Source organism: Caballeronia glebae, assembly GCF_001545035.1.
In the GTDB taxonomy this organism is placed as follows: Bacteria; Pseudomonadota; Gammaproteobacteria; order Burkholderiales; family Burkholderiaceae; genus Caballeronia; species Caballeronia glebae.
Window position 1 is genome coordinate 24,975 of record NZ_FCOJ02000003.1, and the last position, 12,558, is coordinate 37,532.

Genomic DNA, 12,558 nt, shown 5'->3' on the forward strand with positions numbered 1-12,558 from the left:
ACGCTTGTACGACGGTGGCAACCCTCGAACACCAGAGTGAACAGGTTATTGAATGGCCAGCGCCTTGTGCGCTTCGGCCTGAAATTGCGTGGGCGTGACGCCGGTCTGCTTGCGAAAATAGCGGCTGAAATACGCGATATCGTCAAAGCCCAATCCATGCGCGATCTGCTTGACCGACATGTTCGAATACACGAGATCGCGCTGTGCCTCCCGCACCAGATGCTCGTTGATCATGGCAAGCGGTGAACTCGATATCTCTTCGCGGCAAATGCGCCCGAGTTGCGTGACCGTCATGCCGAGCTTCTGCGCATAAAAATCCACGGGTTGATGCTCGCGAAAATGCGCGGCCACCAGTTCCCTGAAGCGCTTGATCTGTTGCGCGCGCCTTTCCGTCGATGCGACACTCGGCGCCGATGCGCTCTCGCAAAGGCGAGCGACATGTACGAAAAGTGCGATCAATAGCGACATGCCCGCCGCCATGTGTCCGCGATTCGTCGCGCGAAATTCCTTCTCCAGCAATTCGACGATCGGCATGAACGCGCTTTCCTTCACGGACTGGGCACTCATTCGCGAGACGCCCGCACGTTGCAGCACGGGAATGAGACCCGGCGCGGTGATCGACGCCAGGGCTTCGATCGACCTTTGCGCGACGGTCACGACGAGACCATCGACGTTCGGCGCGAAGTTGAATCCATGCACCGTTTGCGCTGGCAGCATGATCACGCACGGCGGCACGATATCGATCATGCTGTTCTCGATCAGCACCTGCCCCGCGCCGCCCCGAATGTACAGAAATTGCAAGAGCGCGTCATGGCGATGAGCATCGATGTGCCAGTCGTTCGGCGCGCTGCGCTCGACGATCCATTCGAAGTTGAACGCGTCATACCACGGCGGACGCGCCGATTCCCCGTACAGGCTGTAGTTAGGGATTTTCCTCATATCACGCGTCTCCTGATGCACAAATTGTCCTGTCGTCTGCCGCCTTTGTCCAATCTTTCGTGCATGGCCGTGAATATACTTTTTTCACGGGCAAGGCTATCGGCGCCTTCGCATCGAATGGACTCAGGAGACAAGGATGACTAATCAGGTCGCGCGGGATCATACCGCGCAGCATTGGCTCGGCCTCGAATCAAATGTATGTGTGGTCACGGGTGCCGCCGGCGGAATCGGCCGCGCCATTTCATCGACATTCGCCGATGCGGGCGCACGACTCGCATTACTGGATCGCGATGAAGCGGGTTGCAACGAAGCGGCGCAAGCATTGCGCGCGCGCGGCGTCGATGCTATCGCCATAACCTGCGATATCGGCGACGCGGCAAGCGTGAACCGCGCACGCGATCAGGTCGCGCGCAAATTCGGCCACGTCGATGTACTCGTGAACAACGCGGGCCTGTTGCGAGCCGGCGGAATCGAGGATATCGGCCTCGATGCGTGGAATGCGATGCTCGCCGTCAATCTGACCGGCTACATGTTATGCGCACAGGCATTCGGGCGCGAAATGCTTGCGCGCGGCGCGGGAAGCATCGTGCATATTGCATCGGTGGCCGCCCATCATCCGCAGACGTGGAGCGGCGCCTATAGCCCGAGCAAGGCGGGCATAGCAATGTTATCGCGCCAGATCGCCGCTGAATGGGGCGCGCGCGGCGTGCGCAGCAACACGGTATGCCCCGGCATGATCCGCACGCCGCTTTCGAAGGCGTTCTATGAGCAAGGCGATGTGGAAGCGCGCCGCAGCGCAATGATCGCGAGCCGGCGTATCGGCGAGCCGCGCGATATCGCCGAAGTCGTGGCGTTTCTCGCAAGCCGACGTGCGGGTTATGTCAACGGTGCGGAGCTTGCCGTCGATGGCGGCTTCGAATGCATGCTGATGGACCTCGTTCCGCGTCCAGGCTTCGAAGCGCCGCGCAACGCCTGACGCACGACTGCTCATCTCACGGGCGCGCAAAGCGCCCGGTTCCAATCAAAGGACTTCATCATGACTACCGTAACGCGGTCGTCCGATCTCGCTTGCGATGTGCTCGTGATCGGCTCGGGCGCCGGCGGCCTTTCGACGGCCATTACAGCGCGAAAACAAGGGCTCGACGTGATCGTCGTCGAGAAAGAGGAATACTTCGGCGGCACGACCGCGTTCTCGGGCGGCGTCTTGTGGATACCCGGAAACCGTCACGCGCGGGAAGCGGGCGTTGAGGATACGCGCGAAGCCGCACTTCGATACATGCGCGGCGAAACCGGCGCCATGTACGACGAAGCGGCCGTCGAAGCGTTTCTCGACAATGGCCCGCGCATGATCGATTTCTTCGAGCGCGAGACCTCGGTTGAATTTCTGCCGACGCTCTACCCCGACTATCATCCCGATGCGCCGGGCGGTGTCGATGTAGGACGCTCCGTCGTCGCAAAGCCGTTCGATGCGCGCGCGCTCGGCAAGGACATCGCGCGCCTGCGCCCGCCGCTTAAGACGATCACGTTCATCGGCATGATGTTCAATTCGTCGAGCGCGGATCTCAAGCATTTCTTTAACGCGACGAAATCGATCGAGTCCGCGTGGTATGTCGCGAAGCGCCTCGCGAGTCATCTCAGGGAACTCGCGCTTTATAAACGCGGCGTGCAGATCACGAGCGGCAACGCGCTCGCCGCGCGCCTCGCGAAATCCGCGCTCGATCTGGGCATTCCGATTCACACACGCACGGGCGCGAAGGAACTCATCACGGTGAAGGGTCGCGTGAGCGGCGCAATCGTGATCTCGGACGGACGTGAAACGCGCATCGCCGCGCGTCGCGGTGTCGTGCTGGCGTGCGGCGGTTTCTCTCACGATGCCGCGCGCATCGCGAAAGCCTATCCACATGTGCGACGCGGCGGCGAGCATGTCTCGCCCGTTCCGCCGGGCAATACCGGCGATGGCGCGCGCATGGCCGAGCGCGTGGGCGGACGTGTCGATATTCGCTATGCGCAGCCTGCCGCGTGGATGCCGGTCTCGCGCGTGCCGCTGAAAGACGGCAAATTCGGCGTGTTTCCGCATCTTCTCGATCGTTACAAGCCGGGCGTAATCGGCGTGACACGCAGCGGCGTGCGCTTCACCAACGAATCGAATTCTTATCACGATGTCGGCGCGGCGATGATCGAAGCATGTCGCGATGAAAACGAAACCGCGATGTGGCTCGTCTGCGATCACGCGACGATCCGCAAATACGGTCTCGGCTTTGCAAAGCCCGCGCCGATGCCGCTCGGCTCTCATCTGAAGAGCGGCTATCTCGTCAAAGGCCGCACGCTTGCCGAACTCGCGCGGCGAGCGGGCATCGACCCAACCGCGCTGGAAGAGACGGTCCGCGAATACAACCGCGATGCGACGCACGGCAAGGACACCGCTTTCGGCCGCGGCACGACGTCGTTCAATCGCTATCTCGGCGACCCCGCTCACAAGCCGAACCCCTGCGTTGCACCTATCGGCGATGGTCCGTACTACGCGCTCAAACTCGTGATGGGCGACCTCGGCACGTTCGATGGCATCGCGACGAACCCGCACGGCGAAGTCCTCAAGGGCAGCGAGCCGATTCCCGGCCTCTATGCCGTCGGCAACGACCGCGCGAGCGTCATGGCTGGCAACTATCCCGGCGCGGGCATTACGCTCGGGCCAATCATGACATTCGGTTATCTCACGGGACTACGTCTCGCGGGCAGCATCGACGCGCGCGCGAAGTCCAGCGAATTGAGGAGCGCAGCATGAGCAAGCCATTCATCGATCACCGTATCTACACGATCAGGCCGCGCGGCATGGCGGAATTCATCGATGTATTCGACCGTCTTGCAATGCCGATTCAACTCAAGTATCTCGGTGCGCCCGTTGGTTTCTATATGAGCGATATCGGCGCGTTGAATCAGGTCGTGCATCTGTGGGGATACGAGAGCATCGCGGATTACGACCAGCGGCGCACCGCGCGCGACAACGATCCCGAATGGCCCGCGTATCTGCAAGCGTCGGCGCATCTGATCGTGGCGCAGGAAAGCCGCATCATCAAACGCGTCGAGTTCAAGAGTCTATCGCCAGCCGTGCGCTGAAGCGCGGCGAAGCGGCACGACGAAGGCCGCATTTTTCCGCTTATACATAAACGAATGGAGACATAACGGTATGGAAAAGAACTTCGGGACCATCGAGGTCCAGAGCTTCATCGACGGCGAACGCTTCTCGCCCTATCAATGGGTCATTCTGATCCTGTGCTTTCTCGTCGTCGCGGCCGATGGCTTCGATACGGCGGCAATCGGTTTCATTGCGCCGTCGTTGATCGGTGACTGGGGCATCACGCGCGCTGCATTGGGACCGGTTATGAGCGCGGCGCTCGTCGGCCTCGGTATCGGCGCGCTCGTGGCGGGACCGGCCGCCGACCGCATCGGACGCAAGGCGGTACTCGCGCTTTCCGTGTTCTTCTTCGGGGTGTGGAGTCTTGCATCGGCACAGGCAAGCTCGATCGAGACGCTGACTGCGTGGCGCTTTCTCACCGGCCTGGGTCTCGGCGCCGCGATGCCCAACGCGGTCACGCTGATGTCCGAGTACGCGCCAGCGCGCATTCGCGCGGTAGTTGTCAATACGATGTTCTGCGGCTTCTCCGTGGGACTCTCGCTCGGCGGCCTTTGCGCCGCATGGCTCATCCCGCACTTCGGCTGGCCGAGCGTGCTCGTCGCTGGCGGCCTCGGTCCGATCGTGCTCACGGTGCTGCTGCTCGTTCTGTTGCCCGAGTCCGCGCAATTCATGGTCGTGAGGAAGCGCTCGACGCAAGAGGTCGCGCGTGTCCTGCGCCGCATCTCGAACGATCCGCGTCTGGCTGAAGGCGCCCACGTCTCGTTCATCGCCGCCGATACGCGCGAGAGCAGCGCCGATAAATCATCGCTCGGGATCATCGTTTCGCGGCCTTATCGCTTTGGCACTTCGATGTTATGGCTCGCCTATTTCATGGGCCTGATGATCTTCTATCTGCTCACCAACTGGCTCCCTACCCTCTTCAGGGATGCAGGCTTCTCCGCCGAACGCGCCGCCTTAACGACATCGCTCTTTCCGCTCGGCGGCATTCTCGGCAATCTGTGTCTCGGCTGGGTGATGGGCAAGGCCAATCCGCGACGCGTGAACGCATGCGCCTACGTGCTCGCAGCGGCGATGGTGCTGACGATCGGACGAGGCGTCGCGGATCAGTTCTGGCTTGCCGTGCTGATCTTCCTGACGGGGACGGCAGTGACGAGCGCGGTCACGTCGATGTCGGCGCTCGCGGCGTCGTTCTATCCGACGCGAAGCCGCGCGACGGGCGTCGCCTGGATGCTTGGCATCGGGCGCATGGGCGCGGTCGCAGGCGCGATGGCCGGTGGCCTTCTGATGAGCATGGGTCTGCAATTCGGCGCGGTCTTCACGCTGCTTGCGATTCCCGCGTTCATCGCTGCGTTCGCGTTGGGCGCGTTGAGCCGGCGCGACGCATCGGCTGAATCACGTCAACTCGATCAGACGGCGCGCGTGCCTGCCGAGTGACGTGATCGTCTCAAGGCGCGTCCGATGAATCGTTGTTAGTTGCGAGTGAAACTATGTTGACGATACCTTGGCGCGCCATCTTCGTATAAGGACAAAAACGCTCGGTGTTGCGCACGAGTTCCTCCGACACGCTGCGTTCGACGCCGGGCATATGCACGCGCGTGTCCGCGCTCAGCACGAATAGACCGTCCATCGGATCGCGGCCGAATTCGACTGTGACGGACACACTTGCGGCCTCGACGACGATGCCGGCGCGCGTCGCCAGCAAGACCATCGCGCCATGAAAGCATGCGGCATAAGCGGCGGCGAATAACTGCTCCGGGTTCGTGCCGCCGCCGGGACCGCCGAGCGCCTGGGGCATGCGCAGATTCAGCGCGAGATTGCCGTCGTCGGAGCGAGCCACGCCCGACGCGCGGCCGTGTCTCGCATCGCCGCCCGTCACTGCGACGGTCGTCGAATACAACGGTTGCATGTCATGTCCCCGATACTTGTCGAGCAGGCTGACGGGCGGCGGATCGAGCGGCTCCATAGCGGTCTCTTGATCTGAACTCGAAGACTTCGACGCTCTGCTCAATGCGGGGCTTGCGTCTGACTCTGGCTTTGCTGAAACCATGCATCGAAGTTCACCGTGCCGAGATGCGCTTGCGCGCCCGGCAGCAGCGTGTCGGCCGCGAGCAGTGCGCCGAAGTAAAGCGCGCTTGCATCGGCGATAACAGTGCGTGCATCGCCTGTCGCCTTGAAATAGCGCTGCATAAGATCCGAAAGACGCGACTTCTCCGGTCCCGCAATCTCGACGACATCGTTCACCGGGGCTTCGACGGCGCGATCCGCGACGGCACTCGCGACGTCGCCGGAAGCAATCGGCTGAATGTATGCGTCCGACAGATGCACCGTGCTCTCGTTGGCGCAAGCTTTCGCAATGCCGCCGAGGAACTCGAAGAACTGCGTCGACTGAACGATCGTGTACGGCACGCCCGATTCGCGAATCAGCTTCTCTTGCGCGATCTTGGCGCGGAAATAGCCACTCTGCGCGAGACGATCCGTGCCGACGACCGACAGCGCCACATGATGCGCGACGCCCGCCGCTTTCTCGGCGGCGAAGAGATTGCGGCCCGACGTCTCGAAGAATGCGAGCACGGCCTGATCCTCGAACGAAGGCGAGTTGGCGACATCGACCACCACGCGCGCATCCTGCAGCGCTTCTTTCAGACCCTTTCCCGTCATCGTATCGACGCCCGATGCAGGCGATGCCGCCACGACCTCGTGCCCGCGCGCTCGCAGGTTCTCAACGACCTTGCTGCCGATGAGTCCGCTTCCGCCGATAACCACGATCTTCATGATTGTCTCCTTTAAACGATGCGCTCGAAATCGCTGAATGTGCCCTACGTGAAGCATCCTAAGCTTGCTGGTGCGCGTCCGGTAGCGCCGCCGTTGAACGCGCAATGTTGCCTTGGATGCATCAATCCGCAGTGACGAGTTGTGACGCGCTCGCGTTCGCGATGAACGTCGTCAGGCAATGCAGATCGAGCGCGCGCGTGTGCTCGGTCATGTAGTCGACGAATACGCGCACGCGCGCGGGTAAATGCTTGCGGCTGAGATAGCAAAGATAGTGGCCGCCGTCGTCGGGCGCATGTTGTGCGAGACACATGACGAGGCGCCCCGCCTTGAGCGAGTCGCACACGAGATACGCGGGCAGTTGCGCGATGCCCTGCCCGTCGAGCACCGCTTGCAGCATCAGGTCGATGTCGTTGAAGGTTTGCCGCGCCGCGGGCGAGCGCTTCTGCGCAAAGCCATCGACCTTGAACTCCCAGTCGGCGATACGCCCCGCCGACGCGCGGAAATTGATGCAGCGATGTCGGTCGAGATCATCGATATGACGCGGCAAACCGTGCTCTCGCGCATAGGCTGGCGATGCGCAGACGATCATCTGCATCGGAATCAATTGCTTTGCGACGACTTCGCTATCTTCCATACGACCGTCGCGAAACGCGACATCGACGCGGTCTGCCGTGAAATCGCACGGACGTTCGCTGAGCAGCAGTTCGAGCGCGATGTCGGGATAGCGCGCAGTGAAGCCAGCAAGAAGCGGCGCGACGACCTTGCGACCGAAGCCCGGCGCCGATGCAATACGCAAGTGCCCGCGCGGCGGACCCTGGCGCAACTCGCGCATGTCCTCGATCGCCTGCACGATGCGCTCCACGCCTGGCTGGCAATTCTTATAGAAGAGTTCGCCTTCGCGCGTGAGCGACGTGCTGCGCGTCGTGCGCAGAAAAAGACGCGCGTCGAGTTGTGCTTCCAGCTTCTGCACGTTGCGGCTCACGGCGGAACGTCCGATGCCCAGGCGATCGCTCGCTTTCGCGAAGCTGCCTTCGTTGGCGACGGCGAGAAATGAAACGACGCCCGCATAACTCGTCGCGAAGCTATACGCGAGCGAATCGTCGGAATGACACGCAAGGTCTGATGGCATGGCGGCACGAAACGTAGTGGCTCTGTCTCACAAGACGTTTGCGCCGCTTGTTTTGTGACGCGCCATGCCGATTTTTTTATTTCACGGGCGTGAGAACCGGTTTGTCCTTGTCCTTGAGCAGCAGCACGATGAACTTCGCGCGCTTCGTATTGCTCGCATTCCGGCCCACGGTGTGAATATCGTCAGGACCTTCATAAAAGGTATCGCCGGGTTTGAGCGTCACGGCCTTGCCGCCGCGAAGCTGCATGACGATCGTGCCTTCGACGACATACACGTAGGCATGCGCATCGTGACGATGCACGGGATCGACGGCGCCCGGCGGATATTCCACGCTGATCATCAGCGCCTCCTTGCCCGGATAGTCGGGAAGCGGCTTCGTCATGAGTTCCTTGACGATAGCTTGTGGCGCGGCCTGCGCCGTGTTCGCGACGAGCGCCGCGCATCCGACGACGAGCGCGAGTCCCGCGCGTTTGATGCTGTGCATGATCCGTTCTCCCATGATCGAATGACGGCGCGAACGCACTACGAGAGGTTCGCCTTGTCGAGACCGAAGGCCTTGTCGGACGATCCCGGCACCGTCTGAAATGCGACATTCGCGCGGTTCCAGCCGTTGATCGCCATGATGGCGTACGTCAGATCGGACAGCTCCTTCTCCGAGAACTGTTCACGCACGCGTGCATAGAGATCGTCGGGCACGCCGTGTTCCGGAATGCGCGTCAACACTTCGGTCCACGCGAGCGCGGCGCGTTCGCGCGGCGAGAACAGCGTCGATTCGCGCCAGATCGCGACGTGATGCGTACGCAGTTCGCGCTCGCCGTGAATCTTCGCTTCCTTCACGTGCATATCGACGCAAAAGGCGCAGCCATTCATCTGCGATGCGCGAAGCGTCACGAGATCGCTGGTCGTCTGCTCGATCGAGCATTCGCGCAACGCCTGGCTGAACTCATAGAACTTCTTGAAAAGCTCGGGCGATTGTTGAATGTAGTTGATTCGCTGCGTCATGATGACTCCATGCCTGGTGGAAGATGTCGGCCGGCGATTTCATTTCCGGCCTGCATGTCATCGTAGGTTTGCGCGGCGTTTCGCGGTAGACGCGCGAGTGTGCGCACGCTGTTGCCTCGTGCGCATCAATCGCCGTGCAATGATTCACGCATTGCCGTGGCGAGCCGCGATGCGTTCGAGCTTCTCCGGATTGCGCTGCACCTGAATGCGCACGATGCGCTCGTCTTCGATCTCGTAGGTCTGGGCCGATTCGAGCTTGCCGTCGATGAAGCGCAAGAGCGCCCATTGTTCATTGAGCATGACGAGTTCGAGACGCACGCCTTCTCCATGACGCAGAAAAGCCGCATAGAAAAGCTGTGCGATGCGCTTGCCGCCGAGAAGCGGTTTCGGGAAACTCTGCACGTGGCCGCCGCCGTCGCCGATGAGCATCGCGTCTTCCGCGAGCATCGCGTGGATCGCCGCGAAGTCGCCGTGCTCGATGGCACGCGCGAACGCATGCAGCAAGCGCCGGTGAATCTCGCGCGGCACCGAACGTCGCGGGCGCTCTTCACGCAGTTGTGCCTTGGCGCGGCTCACGAGCTGACGACACGCGGCTTCCGTCTTGCCGATGATGTCCGCGACTTCCGCATAGTCGGCGTCGAACACCTCGCGCAGCAAAAACGCCGCGCGTGCTTCGGGCGTGAGGCGTTCGAGCAGCATGAGAAACGCGACGGATACATCGTCCGCGCGCTCGGTGACTTCTTCCGGCGTTGCGGGTGGCTCGGTGATCAGCGGCTCGGGCAGCCAGATGCCCGTGTAATGTTCGCGCTGCATTTTCGCGGCCCGCAGCCGGTCTATCGAGTGGCGCGTCGTCACCGCGACGAGCCACGCCTCCGCGTTCTCGATAACTTCGCGAGCCGCCGCATGCCAGCGCAGCCATACGTCCTGCACGATGTCCTCGGCTTCGGCGACCGAACCGAGCATGCGATACGCGATGCCCTGCAAACGGGGGCGCAAGCGGTCGAACTCGCGCGTGGCGTCATCCATGAAGGCGATTCCATCATATTTGAAAGGTGATCGTATATTACGCGTGCGTGCGCGCCCGTGTATTGCTGATCGATCGACAGAATCGGCATGCAGCGTTAAAGATATGAGTAATACGGCCGTTAATATCGATGGCCAGAGTCGAATGCATCGATCTCCATTCATTCATGACTGAAACCGAATATCGAAACGCGCCGGCGAACCTGAGACGCATCATCGTGGCGACGGTAATCAGCAACGGCTTTGTCGCCTACGACTTCACCGTGTACGGCTTCTCGGCGGCAATCATCGGGCGGCTGTTCTTTCCGGCGCACGATGCGACTTCGTCTTTGCTGTTATCGCTCGCGACATTCGGCGCTGGCTTCGTCATGCGTCCGCTCGGCGCGGTGCTGATCGGAAGATACGCGGACCGACGCGGGCGCGAAGCCGGCATGCGGCTCTCGATTGCCTCGACGGCGCTGGGCACGTGGCTGATCGCATGCTTGCCGACACACGCGGCGATCGGCGCGAGTGCAACCGTGCTCATCGTGCTCGCGCGGCTCTTGCAAGGACTCGCGGCGGGCGGCGAGATCGGACCGGCGTCGGCGCTGCTGATGGAATCCGTGCCTTATGAACGGCGCTGTTTCAGCGTCAGTTGGCGCGGTGCGAGCCAAGGCGCGGCCGCGTGCGTGGCGGCGCTCGTCGGCGCGTGCACGTCCGCGCTGCTGTCGCCCGAGCAACTCGCGCAATGGGGATGGCGCGTGCCCTTCGTCATCGGTGGACTGATCGCGCCGCTCGGCTGGTTCCTGCGCCGCATGCCGGGCGACACATCGGCATCGAAGCCTCGACCCGCGCGCACGCCGCTCGCGATCCTGTTGCGCGAACACGCGCGCCCGCTCGCATGCGGCATCCTGATGATGGCCGCGCCTTCATCGAGCATCTACATCGCCGTGCTGTACATGCCGAGCTATCTGATTCACACGCTCCAGCGGACCCCTGTAATCAGCTTTCTGATTGCGTCGCTCGCAGGCCTCGTGATTCTGATCGTCACGCCGCTCGTCGCGCTCGCCGCCGACCGTCTGACGAGCCGCAAGACGCTGCAATATGCGTCGCTCGTCGCCGCGCTCGTCACGGCTTATCCCGCGTTTCATGCGCTCACGCGCGGCGCGCCGGATGCGCTCGCGCTCGTGATCATCCTGTTCTATGTCGCGGTCGCGTTGAACAACGCGGGCGCGGCCTCGGTGCTGATGCTCGAAGCCTTTCCGAAGCATCGGCGCGCGGCGAGCCTCTCGGTGATCTATACCTTCGGCGTCGTCATCTTCGGGGGATTCTCGCCGCTCGCGGTCGCCTGGCTCATCGGCGCGACCGGCAACGCGATGACGCCCGCCTGGTATCTGCTCGCCGCGAACTGCCTGACGCTCCTTGCGCTCAGCCGCTTTCCGGAACGCCCTTCGAGTGCGCGGCGCGCATCCGCGTGATGGGATCGCCGGTCGTCGCGCGCAACAGATCGAGCGCGCGCAGACGCATCTCCAGCGGACTTACGTCGAAGGCGCGGCGAAACGCGCGTGTGAAATCCGACGCGCTCTTGAAGCCGAGGCCGAATGCGATGTCCGCGATCTGCAAGTTCGGAAACCGCGCGAGTTCGTCAGCCGCCTCGCGCAAGCGGCGATGTCGAATGTATGCGGCGAGGCCGCCTTCCTGTTCGAACCATCGGTAGACGGTCGCGCGCTTGAGCCCGAGCGCCTCGACGATCGTCGTCGGCGTGAGATCGGCTTCATGCAGGCGCGCTTCGATATAACGCTTCACCTGGCGCTTCACGGCCGTTTGCAGCGCGGCGCGTGAATCGCTCAACGCATGCGGCTTGTCGGCGAATGCGGCGAGCAGGAGTTGCGCGCCGGCATCGAGCACGTCGATGGCATCGGGTCGTTCGAGCGCCGGCAATTCGCGCGCGGTCACATCGAAATGCTCGAATACGAAGCGCGCGAGCGGCGCGTGCTCGGGCAGCACGCGACCGTGCAGCGCCTCGCAGTCGCCGATATGCGCGGCCACGATTGCACGCGGCACGAACATCGTCAACACGCGGCACGCCGGTCGTTCGATGCGAAAGCGCTGATTCAGATCGAACGCGATGATGCCGCGCACCGAACCCGGCGCGCTGCGCTTCACGCTCAAACCGCTGACATGGCCGGTCTCGCCTTCGGCGTAGACGTGAAATGCGAAATCGCGGCGCATATCGGTCGAAACGCGCGCGATCGATCGTTCGAGCACGAGCGCGTCGGTACGTGCCTGCGTGAACACGAGGCCACCCGCCGCATGCAAATCGATGCTGCCCGCAAAGCCGCGCGCGATTTGATCCTTGTCGGGCACGACATCGATCACATGCCCCACGCGATCGCGCCATGCGAGCAGTTGACGCTCGCGCGGACATGCGAGCGTCGAAAAGCGCGTGGATAACTTCGGCGGGTCGGAATCGGCGGGCATGAATGGCAGTCGATGTCGGTTGAATCGTCCTTTGGATGAATCACACGCGCACGATACGCGCCAGCAAATGAGACGCATGGTAAAGCGCACTTCGAGTGCG

At 62.4% G+C, this 12,558-nt stretch carries 13 protein-coding genes; 5 read left to right on the forward strand and 8 right to left on the reverse strand.

The genetic code is table 11. From position 1 onward, the window contains the following. Positions 1 to 45 precede the first annotated feature (45 nt). Complete coding sequence (locus AWB82_RS02885) at positions 46 to 939, reverse strand: helix-turn-helix domain-containing protein (RefSeq protein WP_086965643.1); 894 nt, start codon at positions 937 to 939, stop codon at positions 46 to 48. Between the two features lie 136 nt (positions 940 to 1,075). Here AWB82_RS02885 and AWB82_RS02890 point away from each other — a divergent pair, with 136 nt between their 5' ends. From AWB82_RS02890 to AWB82_RS02905, 4 genes are all read left to right on the forward strand, one after another. After that, on the forward strand, positions 1,076 to 1,915 hold the full coding sequence (locus AWB82_RS02890) for an SDR family NAD(P)-dependent oxidoreductase (RefSeq protein WP_086965644.1): 840 nt from the start codon (positions 1,076 to 1,078) through the stop codon (positions 1,913 to 1,915). Positions 1,916 to 1,975: 60 nt separating this feature from the next. Beyond that, the gene (locus AWB82_RS02895; RefSeq protein WP_086965645.1) at positions 1,976 to 3,721 is read left to right on the forward strand and encodes an FAD-dependent oxidoreductase; all 1,746 of its coding nucleotides are present in this window, start codon (positions 1,976 to 1,978) and stop codon (positions 3,719 to 3,721) included. Then, positions 3,718 to 4,053, forward strand: a complete 336-nt coding sequence (locus AWB82_RS02900) for an NIPSNAP family protein (RefSeq protein ID WP_086965646.1) — start codon at positions 3,718 to 3,720, stop codon at positions 4,051 to 4,053. Before AWB82_RS02895 ends, AWB82_RS02900 begins: the two co-directional genes overlap by 4 nt. Before the next feature lie 70 nt (positions 4,054 to 4,123). Continuing rightward, positions 4,124 to 5,506, forward strand: coding sequence for an MFS transporter (locus AWB82_RS02905; RefSeq protein WP_086965647.1), 1,383 nt, complete (start codon positions 4,124 to 4,126; stop codon positions 5,504 to 5,506). Between the two features lie 10 nt (positions 5,507 to 5,516). On the opposite strand, the gene AWB82_RS02910 is transcribed toward AWB82_RS02905, so the two are convergent. The 6 genes from AWB82_RS02910 to AWB82_RS02935 form a co-directional block, all read right to left on the reverse strand. Beyond that, positions 5,517 to 6,035: an Ohr family peroxiredoxin gene (locus tag AWB82_RS02910; RefSeq protein WP_086965648.1), complete on the reverse strand. Its 519-nt coding sequence runs from the start codon at positions 6,033 to 6,035 to the stop codon at positions 5,517 to 5,519. A gap of 41 nt (positions 6,036 to 6,076) precedes the next feature. Further along, positions 6,077 to 6,844 (reverse strand): SDR family oxidoreductase, encoded by a 768-nt coding sequence (locus AWB82_RS02915; protein WP_086965649.1) that lies wholly within the window; start codon positions 6,842 to 6,844, stop codon positions 6,077 to 6,079. A 121-nt stretch (positions 6,845 to 6,965) separates the two neighbouring features. Then, positions 6,966 to 7,973 (reverse strand): LysR family transcriptional regulator, encoded by a 1,008-nt coding sequence (locus AWB82_RS02920; protein WP_086965650.1) that lies wholly within the window; start codon positions 7,971 to 7,973, stop codon positions 6,966 to 6,968. Positions 7,974 to 8,049: 76 nt separating this feature from the next. After that, positions 8,050 to 8,457: a cupin domain-containing protein gene (locus AWB82_RS02925; RefSeq protein ID WP_086965796.1), complete on the reverse strand. Its 408-nt coding sequence runs from the start codon at positions 8,455 to 8,457 to the stop codon at positions 8,050 to 8,052. Positions 8,458 to 8,495: 38 nt separating this feature from the next. Further along, the gene (locus AWB82_RS02930; RefSeq protein WP_086965651.1) at positions 8,496 to 8,975 is read right to left on the reverse strand and encodes a carboxymuconolactone decarboxylase family protein; all 480 of its coding nucleotides are present in this window, start codon (positions 8,973 to 8,975) and stop codon (positions 8,496 to 8,498) included. 144 nt (positions 8,976 to 9,119) lie between these two features. After that, positions 9,120 to 10,001 (reverse strand): RNA polymerase sigma-70 factor, encoded by an 882-nt coding sequence (locus AWB82_RS02935; RefSeq protein ID WP_086965652.1) that lies wholly within the window; start codon positions 9,999 to 10,001, stop codon positions 9,120 to 9,122. Between the two features lie 164 nt (positions 10,002 to 10,165). Between AWB82_RS02935 and AWB82_RS02940 the strand changes: the two genes are divergently transcribed. Next, positions 10,166 to 11,455: an MFS transporter gene (locus tag AWB82_RS02940; protein ID WP_086965797.1), complete on the forward strand. Its 1,290-nt coding sequence runs from the start codon at positions 10,166 to 10,168 to the stop codon at positions 11,453 to 11,455. Here the strand turns inward: AWB82_RS02940 and AWB82_RS02945 are convergent. Further along, a complete protein-coding gene (locus AWB82_RS02945) occupies positions 11,406 to 12,458 on the reverse strand; it encodes a helix-turn-helix domain-containing protein (protein ID WP_086965653.1) in 1,053 nt (350 codons plus the stop codon). The two genes, AWB82_RS02940 and AWB82_RS02945, sit on opposite strands and share 50 nt — an antisense overlap. Positions 12,459 to 12,558: the final 100 nt, after the last annotated feature.